Origin of the sequence: Pararhizobium sp. DWP1-1-3, from assembly GCF_049896125.1 — a bacterium.
Taxonomy (GTDB): Bacteria; Pseudomonadota; Alphaproteobacteria; order Rhizobiales; family Rhizobiaceae; genus Pararhizobium.
Genome location: NZ_JAFCTR010000012.1, coordinates 12,412 through 27,781, shown reverse-complemented (window position 1 = coordinate 27,781; position 15,370 = coordinate 12,412). Strand labels below are relative to the sequence as shown.

15 protein-coding genes are annotated in these 15,370 nt (G+C 61.7%); 6 read left to right on the top strand and 9 right to left on the bottom strand.

What is annotated here, in order from left to right; all coding sequences use genetic code 11:
* Together ACP7BS_RS21360 and ACP7BS_RS21355 are read right to left on the bottom strand one after the other, a co-directional pair.
* Complete coding sequence (locus ACP7BS_RS21360) at positions 1–435, bottom strand: hypothetical protein (RefSeq protein WP_426239738.1); 435 nt, start codon at positions 433–435, stop codon at positions 1–3.
* A 91-nt stretch (positions 436–526) separates the two neighbouring features.
* On the bottom strand, positions 527–1,405 hold the full coding sequence (locus ACP7BS_RS21355; protein ID WP_426239737.1) for a 23S rRNA (adenine(2030)-N(6))-methyltransferase RlmJ: 879 nt from the start codon (positions 1,403–1,405) through the stop codon (positions 527–529).
* A 67-nt stretch (positions 1,406–1,472) separates the two neighbouring features.
* Between ACP7BS_RS21355 and ACP7BS_RS21350 the strand changes: the two genes are divergently transcribed.
* On the top strand, positions 1,473–3,605 hold the full coding sequence (locus ACP7BS_RS21350; protein ID WP_426239736.1) for a molybdopterin-containing oxidoreductase family protein: 2,133 nt from the start codon (positions 1,473–1,475) through the stop codon (positions 3,603–3,605).
* 6 nt (positions 3,606–3,611) lie between these two features.
* Positions 3,612–4,211, top strand: a complete 600-nt coding sequence (locus ACP7BS_RS21345; RefSeq protein ID WP_426239735.1) for an NUDIX domain-containing protein — start codon at positions 3,612–3,614, stop codon at positions 4,209–4,211.
* 1 nt (position 4,212) lies between these two features.
* On the opposite strand, the gene ACP7BS_RS21340 is transcribed toward ACP7BS_RS21345, so the two are convergent.
* The 5 genes from ACP7BS_RS21340 to purM form a co-directional block, all read right to left on the bottom strand.
* Positions 4,213–4,362, bottom strand: a complete 150-nt coding sequence (locus ACP7BS_RS21340; protein WP_426239734.1) for a PIN domain-containing protein — start codon at positions 4,360–4,362, stop codon at positions 4,213–4,215.
* Positions 4,359–4,622: a type II toxin-antitoxin system VapC family toxin gene (locus tag ACP7BS_RS21335; RefSeq protein ID WP_426239733.1), complete on the bottom strand. Its 264-nt coding sequence runs from the start codon at positions 4,620–4,622 to the stop codon at positions 4,359–4,361. The genes ACP7BS_RS21340 and ACP7BS_RS21335 overlap by 4 nt, the downstream gene beginning before the upstream one ends.
* The gene (locus ACP7BS_RS21330; protein ID WP_426231805.1) at positions 4,619–4,858 is read right to left on the bottom strand and encodes a type II toxin-antitoxin system Phd/YefM family antitoxin; all 240 of its coding nucleotides are present in this window, start codon (positions 4,856–4,858) and stop codon (positions 4,619–4,621) included. Before ACP7BS_RS21330 ends, ACP7BS_RS21335 begins: the two co-directional genes overlap by 4 nt.
* An 84-nt stretch (positions 4,859–4,942) precedes the next feature.
* Positions 4,943–5,575, bottom strand: a complete 633-nt coding sequence (gene purN / locus ACP7BS_RS21325) for a phosphoribosylglycinamide formyltransferase (protein ID WP_426239732.1) — start codon at positions 5,573–5,575, stop codon at positions 4,943–4,945.
* The gene (purM, locus tag ACP7BS_RS21320) at positions 5,572–6,642 is read right to left on the bottom strand and encodes a phosphoribosylformylglycinamidine cyclo-ligase (protein WP_426239731.1); all 1,071 of its coding nucleotides are present in this window, start codon (positions 6,640–6,642) and stop codon (positions 5,572–5,574) included. The genes purN and purM overlap by 4 nt, the downstream gene beginning before the upstream one ends.
* A gap of 219 nt (positions 6,643–6,861) precedes the next feature.
* Between purM and ACP7BS_RS21315 the strand changes: the two genes are divergently transcribed.
* The 4 genes from ACP7BS_RS21315 (at position 6,862) to ppx (ending at position 12,472) form a co-directional block, all read left to right on the top strand.
* Positions 6,862–7,992 (top strand): AI-2E family transporter, encoded by a 1,131-nt coding sequence (locus tag ACP7BS_RS21315; protein ID WP_426239730.1) that lies wholly within the window; start codon positions 6,862–6,864, stop codon positions 7,990–7,992.
* Between the two features lie 6 nt (positions 7,993–7,998).
* The gene (gene hdaA / locus ACP7BS_RS21310) at positions 7,999–8,685 is read left to right on the top strand and encodes a DnaA regulatory inactivator HdaA (RefSeq protein ID WP_426231801.1); all 687 of its coding nucleotides are present in this window, start codon (positions 7,999–8,001) and stop codon (positions 8,683–8,685) included.
* A gap of 67 nt (positions 8,686–8,752) precedes the next feature.
* Positions 8,753–10,939, top strand: a complete 2,187-nt coding sequence (locus tag ACP7BS_RS21305; protein WP_426239729.1) for an RNA degradosome polyphosphate kinase — start codon at positions 8,753–8,755, stop codon at positions 10,937–10,939.
* 12 nt (positions 10,940–10,951) lie between these two features.
* Positions 10,952–12,472, top strand: a complete 1,521-nt coding sequence (gene ppx, locus ACP7BS_RS21300; protein WP_426239728.1) for an exopolyphosphatase — start codon at positions 10,952–10,954, stop codon at positions 12,470–12,472.
* Between the two features lie 340 nt (positions 12,473–12,812).
* Here ppx and ACP7BS_RS21295 read toward each other — a convergent pair whose 3' ends face one another.
* Complete coding sequence (locus ACP7BS_RS21295; RefSeq protein ID WP_426239727.1) at positions 12,813–14,171, bottom strand: esterase-like activity of phytase family protein; 1,359 nt, start codon at positions 14,169–14,171, stop codon at positions 12,813–12,815.
* Positions 14,172–14,277: 106 nt separating this feature from the next.
* Positions 14,278–15,345, bottom strand: a complete 1,068-nt coding sequence (locus ACP7BS_RS21290) for an adenylate/guanylate cyclase domain-containing protein (protein WP_426231797.1) — start codon at positions 15,343–15,345, stop codon at positions 14,278–14,280.
* Positions 15,346–15,370 lie beyond the last annotated feature (25 nt).

Genomic DNA, 15,370 nt, shown 5'->3' with positions numbered 1-15,370 from the left:
TCACCGCAACGAAGCGCACTGCGCACCATACACGTACCAGGGATCAAGCCCGCTCAGGCAGAACTCGATGTTCGGACCGATGCCGGCGAAACCCCAGCCGCGTTCGATCAGATACCACAGCGGCCGCCGCTTGCCATCGGTGGTGGTCGCCGTAGCCCGGCAATATTCGCGCTGGACCAGATGGGTCTCGTCGCGAAGCTCGACGCGGTTCTGGTGCATGCCGCGGATTTCGGCGATGGCCATATCGGTTTTCAGATAGCCGTCTGCCTTGTCGTCGAAATTCGACCTGATGAATCCCAGCACGGCGGGGCTGCCGCAAGCATCGGCAACGCGCCCCGTGCCGTCGTCCATATAGTCGGCCGCCGCCACCGGTGCGGTGCTGCAGGCAACCGCCGCCAGAGAGAATAGAACAGCTGGGACAAGCATTCCGGTCATGATCGTCTCCCTTAGGTCCACGCGGTGGACGTCTGTCAGATTGCGTCTCTTGATAGGGGACCGTCAAGTCCCGGTTCAATCCCGCTCTTGTTCAACCCCGTTCCAGCACGTCCTCGCCGCGCAGCCAGAAGGCGCGGGCAGACGCATGGCGGTCCTGCTTCAGCCGGTCCTTGAGGAAGGGCAAGAGGATGTCCAGTTCGCTTTTCAGCGTGAACGGCGGGTTGACGATGATCAGGCCGGAACCGGAAAGCCCGGCCGTGTCACGGTCGCTGCGGACCGAGAGCTCGGCGCAGAGCATTTTGGGGATTTCCAATGCCTGAAGGGCGGCGTGGAATTCGGCGATCGGCGCGCCCTGCTTGAGTGGATACCACAGGCAGAAGGTGCCGCCGGAAAACCGCCGGTAGGCTTTGTGCAAGCCGTCCGCCAGCCGCTCGTATTCGCCAGCGATTTCGAACGGCGGATCGACCAGCACGATGCCGCGCTTTTCCTTCGGCGGCAGATGGGCGCCGAGCGCCAGCCAGCCGTCGAGCTCGGTGATCCGGCTCTGGAAATCGCCGTCGAACAGCCGGTGCAGCGTCTCGTAGTCGTCGGGATGCAGTTCCATCGCCGACAGCCGGTCCTGCGGCCGCATCAGCATGCGGGTCAGTTTTGGCGAGCCGGGATAGAGCGTCAGGCCGCCATCTTGGCCCCGATCCGGATTGAGATCGCGCACGGCCGTGAGGTATGGTTCGAGGATCGCCTTAGCCTTAGCCGGAATATCGGCGTCGAGAATGCGGCCGATGCCGTCGACCCATTCGCCGGTCTTCTGCGCTTCTTCGCTCGAAAGGTCATAAAGACCGATGCCCGCATGGGTATCGAGCACACGAAACGCTTTTTCCTTCTGCGCCATGTAGACGATCAGCCGGGCGAGCACGGCATGCTTGAGGACATCGGCGAAGTTTCCGGCGTGGTAGATGTGACGGTAATTCATTCGCGTCCCTTATCGTCCCGTGAAATGTTGGAATGTATGGCGAAGGGGACTGTGACACCCTTTCGCGATGCAATATAGAAAAGCCATGAACGTTGCGACCCCTATAAAACCAGAAAAGTCCGTCGGCCACACCGTCTGTCCGCACGACTGTCCCTCGGCCTGCGCGCTGGAGGTCGATATTACGCCCGAAGGCCGGATCGGCCGGGTGCGCGGCGCCAGCGCCAATACCTACACTGCCGGCGTCATCTGCGCCAAGGTCGCACGCTATTCCGAGCGCATCTATCACCCCGGCCGCCTGATGGTGCCGCAGCGCCGCAAGGGTGCCAAGGGCGAGGGCCGCTGGCAGGAGCTGTCCTGGGAGGACGCGCTGGACGAGATCGCCGGCGCCTTCGTCAAGGCCGAGCAGCAATATGGGTCCGAAGCCGTCTGGCCCTATTTCTATGCCGGCACGATGGGGCAGGTGCAGCGCGATTCGATCGACCGCCTGCGACACGCCAAGAAATATTCCGGCTTCTTCGGCTCGATCTGCACCAACCTCGCCTGGACCGGGCTGGCGATGGCGACCGGTTCGCTGCGTGGCCCCGATCCGCGCGAGATGGCCAAATCCGATTGCGTCGTCATCTGGGGCACCAATGCGGTCTCCACCCAGGTCAACGTCATGACCCACGCGATCAAGGCCCGCAAGGAGCGCGGCGCGAAGATCGTCGTTATCGACATCTACGACAATCCGACGATCAAGCAGGCCGATATGGGCCTGGTGCTGAAGCCGGGAACCGACGCCGCCCTTGCCTGCGCCGTCATGCATATCGCGTTCCGTGACGGCTATGCCGACCGGGCCTACCTCGCAAAATATGCCGACGATCCGGCCGGTCTTGAGAACCATCTGAAGACCCGCACGCCGCAATGGGCTTCCGCCATCACCGGATTGCCCGTGGAGGAGATAGAAGCGTTCGGCAGGCTGATCGGCACAACGCCCAAAACCTATTTCCGTCTCGGCTACGGTTTTACCCGTCAGCGCAACGGTGCGGTGGCCATCCACGCCGCAGCCTCGGTGCCGACCGTACTTGGTTCCTGGCAGCATGAAGGCGGCGGCGCCTTCCATACCAACAACGATATTTTCCGGTTCGACAAGCGCGAGCTGGTCGGATCAGTGATGCTGGATCCGGATATCCGCATGCTCGACCAGTCGCAGGTCGGCCGGGTGCTGACCGGAGATGCCGAAGCGCTGCGCCATCGCGGCCCGGTGACGGCGATGCTGATCCAGAACACCAATCCGGTCAATGTCGCGCCGGAACAGCGGCTGGTGAAGCGCGGTTTTCTGCGCGACGACCTGTTCGTCGCGGTGCACGAGCAGTTCATGACCGATACGGCCAAGGTGGCCGACATCGTGCTGCCCGCCACCATGTTCCTCGAGCATGACGATCTCTATCGCGGCGGCGGCCACCAGCACATCCTGCTCGGCCCCAAGGTGGTCGAGCCGCCATCCACCGTGCGCACCAATCTGTTCGTCATCGAGGAACTGGCAAAACGGCTCGGCGTCGCGGAAAAACCCGGTTTCGGTTTGAGCGAGCGCGGCCATATCGACCATATCCTGGTCAATTACGGGATCGGTTATGACGCGCTGAAGCGCGAAAAATGGCTCGACGTCCAGCCGGATTTCGACACCGCGCATTTCGTCGATGGTTTCGGCCATCCGGATGGAAAATTCCGCTTCAAGGCCGACTGGACCGGCACGCCCGCACCGAACCGCCCCCCAAAGGCGCTGGGTGTCTTCGGTCCGCACGCGCAACTGCCGGAGTTTCCAGACCATGTCGATCTGATCGAGGTGGCGACCCCAACCCATCCGTTCCGCCTGGCGACATCGCCGGCCCGGTCCTTCCTCAATTCGACGTTCGCTGAAACGCCGTCGTCAGTGCAGAAGGAAGTCCGGCCGGAAGCGATGATCCATGCGGAGGATGCCGAGGCTCTTGGTATCGCCGACGGCGAGGTCGTGCGGATCGGCAATGATCGCGGCGAGATCCGGCTGCACGCCAAGCTCGGCGGCGGCGCCCGGCGTGGTGTGGTCATCGCCGAAGGCCTTTGGCCCAACGATGCGCATCTGGATGGCGAGGGCATCAATGTGCTCACCGGCGCCGACGCGGCGGCACCCTATGGGGGAGCTGCCTTTCACGACAATCGCGTATGGATGCGCAAGGAATAGCAGTCGATGACGAAGTTCGAAAATGCCAAGGTCGAAATCCTCAAGGACGAGACGCTTTCGAAAAACTGGTACCACCTGCGCAACGTCACCTTCAATTATACCGGCTCGAACGGCATCACCAAGACGCTGAAGCGGGAGGTCTACGATCGCGGCAACGGCGCCACCATCCTGCTCTATGATCCCAAGCGCGACAGCGTCGTCCTGGTGCGGCAGTTCCGTATCCCGGCCCATCTCAACGGCCATTCGGGCTGGCTTCTGGAAACGCCGGCCGGGCTGCTCGACGGCGATCATCCGGCCGAGGCGATCAAGCGCGAGGTGATGGAGGAAACCGGCTATCTGGTGACGGACGTTCGTCCCGTCTTCCAGGCCTTCATGTCGCCCGGTGCCGTGACCGAAACCGTCCACTTCTTCGCCGCGATCATCGACGTGACGGTGCGCGCCGAAGACGGTGGCGGCGCCGCGCATGAGGACGAGGATATCGAAGTGCTGGAAGTTCCGCTCGCCGACGCCATGGCGATGATCGACACGGGCGACATCTGCGATGGCAAGACGATCATGCTGTTGCAATGGGCGATGTTGAATAGGGGGAAGCTGATGGCGGGCTGAACTATGCGGAGAAGAGTTGAACCGCTTCTGCGGCGGCGGCTTGTCGAAGCTTTTTATCGAGCGTGGCGAGCGGAAGCCCTTCGGTGATCGCAAGCGCGAGATAAGCCGCGTCATATGCTGAAAGTTGATGCGCGCGCGCGAGGCCGATCACGAGAGCGTCGTCGCCGGAATCGGCAATGACGATTGGCAAGTGATGCAACCGATGAGGGATGCCAAGACAAGATCACTGCTGATCCGTTTGCGGCGTTCTGCCATCAACAATACGCTGCGAACTTCGTGTCGCAGAAGATCGGGCGCACATGCAGTTTTGCGAAGCAGTGCGCCCATGACGGCGTCAGCGACGTCGCTATCCTCATCCGGCAGAAACCACACAGCGGCGACCGAGGCGTCAACGACGAAATCGGACTTCATTTACGACCTTCGTCCCGCCATTTTAAAATCTCTTCAAGCGAGACCGGTTTGTTTTTCGCGCGGTCTCGCCGGATCAAGCGGAAGAGATTTGCACGGCGCTCCTCATCATCGATTGGCACGAGCCGTGCCACTGGCGTGTCGCCTCTCGAAATAATGATTTCCTCGCCTAACTCCACCTTCGTAAGCAATTCCGACAAATGCGTTTTGGCTTCAGCGACCTTTACAGTTCTGGTCATAGCCCGATCTCCGCTGGTATGCGGACGTATCCTAACGGAAGATATCTCAGTTGGTCAACCGGTTGGTCATACCTGCCCAACCTCTCAGGATGCGGCGGACACAACCCCGTCATCCAGCATCCGCACCTTGCCCTCGGCCACAAGCCGCAGCGCTGCCGGATAGGATTTGTGCTCTTCGACCAGCACGCGTGCTGAAAGTTCGTTCGCCGTATCGCCCGGCAATACCGGCACCTTTGCCTGAAGGATAACCGGGCCTTCGTCCATGCCTTCAGTGACGAAATGCACGGTGCAGCCGGCCTCAGTCATGCCGGCGTCGATGGCGCGCTGGTGGGTGTGCAGGCCGGGGAAGAGCGGCAGCAGGGAAGGGTGGATATTGATGATCCGGCCTTCGTAGGCATTGATGAAGGTGGCAGTCAGCAGCCGCATGTAGCCGGCCAGGCAGATGATGTCGGGCGAAAGCGTTTCCAGCGCCGAAAGGATCGCCGCTTCGTGGGCGTCCTTGCTGTCGAAATCCTTGCGCACGAACGAGAAGGTGGCGATGCCCAGCGCAGCGGCTTTGGCCAGGCCGCCGGCATCTGCCTTGTCGGAGATCACGGCAACGATTTCGGCGGGATAGTCCGGCGCGGAGGCAGCCTTGACCAGCGCCAGCATGTTGGAGCCGCCGCCGGAAATGAACACCACGACCCGCTTGCGGGCCGCTTTCACCGTGTCGTTCATAGAGTGAGCGTGCCCTTGTAGATCGTGCCGGCAGCGCCTTCATCGCGGGCGACCATGCGGCCGAGTGCAAAGACGGTCTCGCCTTCGGCTTTCAGCACCGAGGTGACCTGATCGGCATCTTCGGCAGCAACCACGACAATCATGCCGACGCCGCAGTTGAAGGTGCGCAGCATTTCGTTGGCGGCGACGCCACCGGTTTTGGCCAGCCAGGAGAATACGGCCGGTGCCTGGATGGCGGTCAGGTCGATTTCAGCGGCGAGATGCTTCGGCAGCACCCGCGGAATGTTTTCCGGAAAACCGCCGCCGGTGATGTGGGCGAGCGCCTTCAGCTTGCCGGTTTCGCGGATCGCCTTCAACAGCGGCTTCACATAGATGCGCGTCGGGGTCATCAGCACGTCGGCAAGCGTTCCTTCGCCGAACGGCGCAGGCGCGTCCCAGGCGAGGCCCGACAGCGAAACGATCTTGCGCACCAGCGAATAGCCGTTGGAATGCACGCCGGAGGAGGCGAGGCCGAGAATGACGTCGCCTTCGGCGATGTCGCCGGCCGGCAGCAGTTGGCCGCGTTCGGCGGCACCCACCGCAAAACCTGCGAGATCGTAATCGCCGCCGGCATACATGCCGGGCATTTCGGCGGTCTCGCCACCGATCAGGGCGCAGCCTGCCTCGCGGCAACCGGCGGCAATGCCGCCGACGATGGCGGCACCCTGGTCGGGATCGAGCTTGCCGGTGGCAAAGTAGTCGAGAAAGAATAGCGGCTCGGCGCCCTGGACGACGAGGTCGTTGACGCACATGGCGACGAGGTCGATGCCGACCGTGTCATGCTTGTTGGCTTCGATGGCGATCTTCAGCTTGGTTCCGACGCCGTCATTGGCAGCCACGAGGACCGGATCCTTGAAACCGGCCGCCTTCAGGTCGAACAGGCCGCCGAAGCCACCGATCTCGCCATCGGCGCCGGGACGCCTTGTCGAGCGCACATGCGGCTTGATCTTTTCCACCAAAAGGTTTCCGGCATCGATGTCCACACCTGCATCGCTGTAGGTCAGACCGTTCTTTCCTGGCTCGCTCATGGCTTGATCTCCGCCGGCTCGTCATATTTGGATTGCGATTGGCATGGTGGTGCCGCAAGTGCAAGCTTATTGCCCCGGTTACTCCCGCTTTTTTGATGTTTTGCCGGCCATTGCCAGCCCTTTTGCACCACAGGCTTGACCATGGCCGGTACCACATCCTATCTCCAACATTGGAAGCAGCGCTGGGCAGCGCTTACGGCAAGGCATCGGAACAGCGGCATGGTCAACAAATTGAGCGGCAGCGGGCTGCAGCGCCAGATCATCTTCTGGCTGCTTTTCCTTGCCGCATTCATCGCCTTCCTGATGGTATTCTCCACCATTCTCCTGCCGTTCATCGCCGGCATGGCGCTCGCCTATTTCCTCGATCCCGTCGCCGACCGGCTGGAGCGCATCGGCCTCAGCCGGCTGATGGCGACGGTCGTCATCCTGATCGGCTTCGTCGTCGTCTTTGCTCTGTCGCTGGTGGTGATCATACCGATCGTGTTTACCCAGGCCTCCGACTTCATCCAGAAGATGCCCGGTTACGTCTCGAAGCTGCAGGAATTCCTGACCAGCCCGGACGCCGCCTGGCTGCCGGACTGGGTTTCCGGGCAGATGGACACGATCAAGCAAAACTCCGCCAAGCTGCTCGAACAGGGCGCCGGTTTCCTCGGCACGCTGTTCCAGCAATTGTGGAATTCGGGCGTGGCGCTGCTCGACATCATCTCGCTGTTCGTGATCACCCCCGTCGTCGCCTTCTATCTGCTGCTCGACTGGGACCGGATGGTCGAGCGGGTCGATAGCTGGGTGCCGCGCGATCATGTTGCGACCGTGCGCCAGATATCCCGCGACATGAACGCGACGATTGCCGGTTTCGTGCGCGGCCAAGGCTCGCTCTGCATCATTCTCGGCCTGTTCTATGGGATTTCGCTCACCTTCGCCGGCCTGAATTTCGGCCTGCTGATCGGCCTGTTTGCCGGCATGATCAGCTTCATTCCCTATGTCGGCTCGATGGTTGGTCTCGTACTTGCCCTCGGCGTTGCTCTGGTGCAGTTCTGGCCGGAGTACCTCAATATCGTCATCATCGCGGCTATCTTCTTTGCGGGGCAGTTCCTCGAGGGCAATATTCTTCAGCCGCGGCTGGTCGGCAAGAGCGTCGGGCTGCATCCGGTCTGGCTGATGTTCGCGCTGTTGGCCTTCGGCGCACTGTTCGGGTTCGTCGGTCTGCTGGTCGCAGTCCCGTGCGCTGCCGCCATCGGCGTGCTTGTCCGCTTCGGCATCGGCCGCTATCTCGACAGTGCGCTCTACCATGGTCATCGCCATATCCTGACGATCGAGCAGGAACACAAAAGCCCCAAGCTTCAAGAGTAACAGCGTATGGTCCGCAAGTTCGAACAATTGCCGCTCGTTTTCGAGCACGAACCGCAGACGGGTCGTGACGATCTGCTCGTGTCCGAACGCCTGAAGGCGGCCGTGACGATCATTGACAGCTGGCCGCGCTGGCCGTCGCCGGTGGTGATCCTGGCCGGTCCCGTGGGATCGGGCAAATCGCACCTTGCAGCGATCTGGCGGGAAAACAGCGCTGCCATGTCCATTCACCCGACGGCCGATAGTAACGCGGCCGAAATCGCAGCGGCAGGCCCGGTGCTTTTCGAGGATGCCGACCGGCAGGGGTTCGATGATCGTGCCCTGTTCCACGTCATCAACAGCGTGCGCGAAAACGGCACCAGCCTGCTGATCACCAGCCGCCTCTGGCCGATGTCCTGGCCGGTCGACCTGCCTGACCTGCGTTCGCGCCTGAAGGCGGCGACGGTGGTCGAGATCGGCGAGCCCGATGATGAACTGCTGGCCCAGGTGCTGGTCAAGCTCCTGGCCGACCGCCAGCTTGCCGTCGATGACCGGCTGATCGCCTATATCGTCGCCCGCATGGAGCGGTCGCTGGAATCCGCCCAGACGATTGTCGAGCGGCTGGATCATCTGGCGCTGGCGCGCGGCACCCGCATCAACCGGGCGCTGGCACTGGAAGTGCTCAACGCCCTTGGAAAGACTGGCGAAATCGATTGACTGTCACAGTTAGGTCGTCAAACTGAGCTAGCTGCTTCGAGAAAAGCAAAAAGGCGGACTGAGGACAATGGACACTGTGACACCTGCAACGACGGCAAACGCGCCGGTGGCCGACGAAATCGATCTTCTGACCAGCCCCGAGCGCTTCATCAACCGCGAATTTTCCTGGCTGCAGTTCAATCGCCGCGTCCTTGAGGAAACCCTCAACACCGCCCATCCTCTGCTGGAGCGCGTCCGCTTCCTGTCGATTTCGGCCGCCAATCTCGATGAATTCTTCATGGTCCGTGTCGCCGGTCTCGAAGGCCAGGTCCGCCAGGGTGTCGTCGTGCGCAGCCCGGACGGCAAGACCCCGGCCGAGCAGCTGCAGGATATTCTCAAGGAAATCGACAATCTGCAGATGGAGCAGCAAGCCTCTCTGGCCGTCCTGCAGCAATATCTGGCCAAGGAAGACATACTGATCGTCCGGCCGGTCTCGTTGTCGGCGCAGGACCGAATCTGGCTTGCCAACGAATTCGAGCAGGCGATCTTTCCGGTCCTGACGCCTTTGTCGATCGATCCCGCCCATCCGTTTCCGTTCATCCCCAATCTCGGCTTCACCATGGGCCTGCAGCTGACCAGCACGCGCGGGCGCGAGCCGATGACGGCGCTTCTGCGCCTGCCCGTCGCGCTTGATCGCTTCATCCGTCTGCCGGACGCCAAGGCGGTGATCCGTTACATCACGCTCGAAGATGCCGTCAGCCTGTTCATCGAACGGCTGTTCCCGGGTTACGAGGTCAAGGGTTCGGGCACCTTCCGCATCATTCGCGACAGCGATATCGAGGTCGAGGAAGAAGCCGAAGATCTCGTGCAATTCTATGAGACGGCCCTGAAGCGGCGCCGGCGCGGCTCGGTCATTCGCATCGAGATCGATTCGGAAATGCCGTTCGAACTGCGGCAGTTCGTCGTCGGCGAACTCGGCGTTCCGGAAAACCGCGTTGCCGTCCTGCCAGGCCTTCTGGCGCTCAACACACTCTCGGAGATCACCAAGGCGCCGCGCGAGGATCTGCGCTTCGAGCCGTACAATGCGCGATTTCCCGAGCGCGTCCGCGAACATGCCGGAGATTGCCTCGCCGCCATCCGCGAAAAGGACATGGTCGTCCATCACCCCTACGAAAGCTTCGACGTGGTGGTGCAGTTTCTGCTCCAGGCTGCGCGCGATCCTGACGTTCTGGCGATAAAGCAGACGCTCTACCGCACCTCGAACGACAGCCCGATCGTCCGCGCGCTGATCGATGCGGCCGAGGCCGGCAAGTCGGTGACGGCGCTGGTGGAACTGAAGGCCCGTTTCGACGAGGAAGCCAATATCCGCTGGGCGCGCGACCTCGAACGCGCCGGCGTGCAGGTGGTGTTCGGCTTCATCGAACTGAAGACGCACGCCAAGATGTCGATGGTGGTGCGCCGCGAGGAAGGCAAGCTTCGGACCTACTGTCATCTCGGCACCGGCAACTATCACCCGGTCACAGCGAAGATCTACACCGACCTGTCGTTCTTCACCTGCAATCCGAAGATTGCCCATGACATGGCCAATATCTTCAATTTCATCACCGGCTACGGCGAGCCGGAAGCGGGAATGAAGCTGGCGATTTCGCCGCATACGTTGCGTCCGCGCATCCTGCAGCATATCGGCGAGGAAATCGTCCATGCCGAGGCCGGCCGTCCGGCGTCGATCTGGATGAAGATGAATTCGCTGGTCGATCCGGAAATCATCGATGCGCTCTACCGGGCCAGCCGCGCCGGAGTACAGATCGACCTGGTTGTGCGCGGCATCTGCTGCCTGCGGCCGCAGGTTCCCGGCCTGTCCGACAAGATCCGCGTCAAGTCGATCGTCGGGCGCTTCCTCGAGCATTCACGCATCTTCTGTTTCGGCAACGGCCATGGGCTTCCCTCGGAGCACGCGCTCGTCTATATCGGGTCAGCGGACATGATGCCGCGCAATCTGGACCGGCGGGTGGAGACCCTTGTGCCTCTCATCAACCGGACTGTGCATGAACAGGTGCTGTCGCAGATTATGCTGGGTAATCTCATCGATAACCAGCAGAGCTACGAGATCCTTCCTGACGGAACGTCACGGCGCATGGAAGTCGCCAAGGATTCCGAACCGTTCAATGCGCAGGTCTATTTCATGACCAATCCCAGCCTGTCCGGGCGGGGAGAGGCCTTGAAATCCAGCACGCCGAAGGTAATTGCCGGCTGGGATAGCGGCCGCAGAAGATAAAACTGGAATTGCATGGTAGAGTCTGAAGCCCAGGGGCGTTTGCCTGGTATTGCCCCGGTCTCCGTCGTGGATATTGGGTCGAACTCAATTCGCCTGGTGATCTATGAGGGGCTGAGCCGGTCTCCGGCCATTCTGTTCAATGAAAAGGTCATGTGCGGCCTCGGCAAGGGCATCGATGCGACCGGCCGGATGGACGCCGAAAGCGTCGAACGGGCGCTGAAGGCGCTGCACCGATTCCGGGCATTGTCGACGCAGGCGCGCGCCTCCACCGTTTTCGTGCTGGCGACAGCTGCCGCGCGCGATGCCTCGAACGGCCCCGATTTCATCCGCCGCGCAGAGATCATTCTCGGCCAGAAGGTCCGTGTTTTGACCGGCGAGGAGGAAGCCTATTTCTCCGCGCTCGGTATCATCAGCGGCTATCACGATCCCGATGGCGTCGTCGGCGACTTCGGCGGCGGTTCGCTGGAGCTTGTCGATGTCTTCGGCCCCAAGGTCGGCAAGGGCATCACCCTGCCGCTTGGCGGTATCCGCCTGTCGGAACATGCCGAGGGATCGGTCGTCAAGGCCCGCAGCCATGTGCGCCGCTACCTGAAGGGCGCGCAGGTTTTGCAGAATGCCGGCGGCCGCACGTTCTACGCGGTCGGTGGTACCTGGCGTTCGATCGCCAAGCTGCATATGGAACTGCGCGACTATCCGCTGCACATGATGCAGGGCTACGAAATCTCCTTCGACGAAGCCATGGCCTTCCTGCCGGAGGTGATCGAGCCGAAGGATGTCAAATCGCCGGCTTACGCGCATATTTCCAAGAGCCGCCGCGCCCTGCTGCCGTTCGGCGCCGTTGCCCTGCAGGAAGTCATCGCCCAGATGAAGCCGTCGATGATTTCGTTTTCGGCGCTCGGCGTTCGTGAAGGCTACCTCTATTCGCTGCTATCCGACACGGTGCGGTCGCACGATCCGCTGCTGGCTGCCGCGCGCGAAATTGCCATTCTGCGCGCCCGCTCGCCCGAGCATGCCCGCGAGCTTGCCGACTGGAGCGGCAAAGTGGTGCCGCATTTCGGCATCGATGAGACCGAGGAAGAGGGGCGCTACCGCCAGGCGGCCTGCCTGCTCGCCGATATCAGCTGGCGCGCCCATCCGGATTATCGCGGCCTGCAGGCGCTCAACATCATCGCCCACAGCACGTTTTCCGGCATCACCCATGCCGGGCGTGCCTATATCGCCCTTGCCAACTATTACCGTTTCGAGGGCCTGAACGACGACGGCGCCACCGAGCCTTTGGCGGCGATCGCCACCCCGCGCATGCTGGAGCTCGCCAAGCTTCTCGGCGGTCTTTTGAGGGTGGTCTATCTGCTCTCGGCGTCCATGCCCGGGGTCGCGCGCAATCTCGATATCAGGCCATCGACCTCGCCTGACCTCGATCTCGAGTTCATCGTTCCATCCGCCTATTCGGAATTCGCCGGCGAACGGCTCGATGGCCGCCTGCAGCAGCTGGCGAAGCTGACCGGCAAGCGGATCGCGTTCCGGTTCGAGTGATCAGTAGATGACATGGGTACAGGCGCCACGACCTGGTGTCGCCTGGATCGGTGACCAAACCTGCGGATGTTCCCGTTGGCGAAGCGGCCAACCCAAGCTCCGTCATCCTCACCCTTGTGGTGGGGATCCAGCGACCCGACGTCCGTCGGGTCAAAAGACTCTTCCAGCTCAGAGACGTGAGCTGACTGGATCCCGGAACAAGTCCGGGATGACGGAGAGTGTGGAATGCCTACCGCGCACATTGCTGCCGTCACAAAAGTAGCCAAAGCCACGGCTGTCAGCAGTACGAAGGCCCCGCAATTGATTTTGCGGAGCCTTCGCTTATCTGTCGCAGTGATGTTTACTTGGCGTTCAGGAACTCGCCGACTTCGAGCAGGACGAATTCGTTGTCGTCGGCCTTGTCGAGCGAGCGGCCGGCCGAGAAGGGCAGGTTGTTGTCGTTGCCGACGATGATGTGGGTGTCATCGACGCGATCGACGTTCTCGATGGTGACGAACGGCATGTCGTAAAAACCTTCGCCGCCGCCCTGGCGCTTCTTGTTGTCCGGATCGGCGATCTTGAGCAGATCGATATAGCCGATCTTGCGCACCGCCTTGCCGGCGTTCTCGTCGGTCATCTCGATTTTGTAGACGCGCTTGACCTTGGAGCCGACGGCAAAGCAATCCGGCTTCGGTGCCTTCGGGTCGGCGCAGGCCTTGTCGATGGTGCCTGCACCATTGTCGCGCTCGATCACCAGCGCCGTCGTGCCGTCCAGCATGTTGAAATCGCCGATGGCTTCTCCGCCTTCGGCCAGCGGATAGAGCCAGCTGCGGCCGGTCCAGGCCTTCGAGGCGACGTCGAGTTCGATGATGCGCAGCGCCGGGCGGCCTTCGGCCTGCTCGACATTTTCGGCGTCGGTCCAGACCGGGCCCTCGAGCAGGCCGTAGAGCTTGCTGCCGTCCTTCGACAGAGCCAGACCTTCATAGCCGCCGGAGCGCTTGACGTTGAGCGCCGGCATCGGCTTGGACGGGTCGGCCTGAACAGCCAGCGTCGGGTTGTCGGGCGACATGACCGGCTTGCCGTTGACGGTGGTGGCGATAACGTCGGTCAGCTTGCCGTCGAGGTGGAATTTCAGGATGTAGGGACCGAATTCCTCGCCGACCCAGAAACCATCGGCAACCGGCTGGATCGATTCGACGTCGAAATCAGCACCCGTCAGGTAGCGTGTGGCCGCACCTTCCATGACGATCGGGAAGGGCGCCTTCTTGTCGGGATCGGAGAGAAAAAGCGTCTTTTTGGCTTCGACCTTGCCTGCATCCCAGTCGATCTTGATGTTGTGCAACATCAGCATCGTGTCGGACGAATTCAGCTTCGAGCCGAAACCATTGTCGGACATGCTCCAGAAGGTACCGTCCGCCATGGTCTTGATGCCGGAAAAGCCCTGCATCGGCTGGCCGTCGAACGGCAGCGACAGGCCGGTCAGACGCACGCCGTCCTTGCCGGGAACGGTGCCGAGCGCTTCGGTGCGCTTGCGATCCGGGGTCGTGAACTTGCCCGATGTCTTCAGGTAACCGGCCGCGTCGGCAGGCGCGGCGATGATCGTGTTGGCCGGCAGGATGGCGTGGGCGGCAAGCTTGGCCGGGAAGACGGTGTCTTCGGCAAGAGCGGCCGATGTCATCAGAAGGCTGAAAGCCACGGAAGTGAAGAGAGCGTTTTTCATCATGTCCCCATTGAGCGGTTGGTCGAGGGGTTCCGCTTAGCAGGGCTTTGATGTCGGCGACTTGACGGCTGGATGAAGCTTTGGTGACGGTGCAGCGGCAGGGCGTTTACTCGGCGGGAATCCGCAGTTCGATCGGGGCGATAAGCTCGGCCTTGGCTTGCTCGGCCAATGCCATGACGCCGAGCGTCTGGCCACGCCCCTTGACGGCATGGGTTCCCAGATCCTCGATGGCAATCGTATCCGGCAGCTTGATGCGCTGAGCGAGCTCAGCCGAGATCAGCACCTGTCGGCCGAGCGACTTGCACAGGGATTCCAGCCGGGCCGTCGTATTCACCGTATCGCCGAAATAGGCGATCTTGTGATGATCGACGCCGATTTCCGCCGTGATGATGAACCCGCCGTGAAGGGCTGCGCGCAGCCGCGGAACGTGGCCGAAATTCTTGCGCCAGGTATCGGCATTGGCTTCGATGTCATCGAGGATATCGAAGATGCAGCGAACGCAGCGCGCAAATTTGATGCCCCGTTCCAGCCGCCAAGTGACGATCGCGGCGTCGCCGACATAGTCGTCGATCGCACCCTTGTGCCGCCGGACCGGTTCGGCGAAGGCCGCAAACAGGGCTTTGAGAAATTCCTGCGCGCGCAAATCGCCGTGCTTTTCGGCAAAGGACGTCGAACCTGCAAGGTCGATGAACAGGAAAACGCGCTCCTCCTTCACCGGCCGGCGGTAACGGCTGATCAGCATGCTGGTAAAGACGTCACGGCCGAGCAGGTCGCGTACGCGCAGGATGAAGACGATCAGAGCGCAGACGGCCAGCGCATAAAGGAAAACATGGAACGGCATGACGATGATGTCGCTGAGCGATGCCGGTTTGACAAGCTTGAGCCACCAGAGAAGCATGGCTGCCAGGGCATAACCCGCGCTCATCAGGAGCTCGTAGATTATCAGTGCAACAACGATATAGGCGAAGGTCGGAAGCCGCTCGATCCGCCGGTAAAGCGGGCGAAACAGGATCCGGCGTTCAAAGGCGATCAGCGGCAGACCCATGAAGACGGCAAACACCGCACCGATGATGATCGGTTCACCTGGAAAGACCACAAGGCCATAAAGCACGCCGGACAGCGCCATGCCGAGCGCGATCAGCAGCCAGTTCTCCGTTGGGGATATTTCTCTCATGAATCAGTTTCCACTCCCCCCGTGC

Bases quoted from the DNA above. Each gene is read 5' to 3' on its own strand.
- ACP7BS_RS21330 (WP_426231805.1), bottom strand. From the start codon at position 4,858: ATGACCAGAACTGTAAAGGTCGCTGAAGCCAAAACGCATTTGTCGGAA.
- hdaA (WP_426231801.1), top strand. From the start codon at position 7,999: ATGGTCCGCAAGTTCGAACAATTGCCGCTCGTTTTCGAGCACGAACCG.
- ACP7BS_RS21305 (WP_426239729.1), top strand. From the start codon at position 8,753: ATGGACACTGTGACACCTGCAACGACGGCAAACGCGCCGGTGGCCGAC.
- ACP7BS_RS21345 (WP_426239735.1), top strand. From the start codon at position 3,612: ATGACGAAGTTCGAAAATGCCAAGGTCGAAATCCTCAAGGACGAGACG.
- purN (WP_426239732.1), bottom strand. From the start codon at position 5,575: ATGAACGACACGGTGAAAGCGGCCCGCAAGCGGGTCGTGGTGTTCATT.
- ACP7BS_RS21290 (WP_426231797.1), bottom strand. From the start codon at position 15,345: ATGAGAGAAATATCCCCAACGGAGAACTGGCTGCTGATCGCGCTCGGC.
- ACP7BS_RS21295 (WP_426239727.1), bottom strand. From the start codon at position 14,171: ATGAAAAACGCTCTCTTCACTTCCGTGGCTTTCAGCCTTCTGATGACA.
- ACP7BS_RS21350 (WP_426239736.1), top strand. From the start codon at position 1,473: ATGCAATATAGAAAAGCCATGAACGTTGCGACCCCTATAAAACCAGAA.
- ACP7BS_RS21360 (WP_426239738.1), bottom strand. From the start codon at position 435: ATGACCGGAATGCTTGTCCCAGCTGTTCTATTCTCTCTGGCGGCGGTT.
- ACP7BS_RS21315 (WP_426239730.1), top strand. From the start codon at position 6,862: ATGGTCAACAAATTGAGCGGCAGCGGGCTGCAGCGCCAGATCATCTTC.
- ACP7BS_RS21355 (WP_426239737.1), bottom strand. From the start codon at position 1,405: ATGAATTACCGTCACATCTACCACGCCGGAAACTTCGCCGATGTCCTC.
- ACP7BS_RS21335 (WP_426239733.1), bottom strand. From the start codon at position 4,622: ATGAAGTCCGATTTCGTCGTTGACGCCTCGGTCGCCGCTGTGTGGTTT.
- purM (WP_426239731.1), bottom strand. From the start codon at position 6,642: ATGAGCGAGCCAGGAAAGAACGGTCTGACCTACAGCGATGCAGGTGTG.
- ppx (WP_426239728.1), top strand. From the start codon at position 10,952: ATGGTAGAGTCTGAAGCCCAGGGGCGTTTGCCTGGTATTGCCCCGGTC.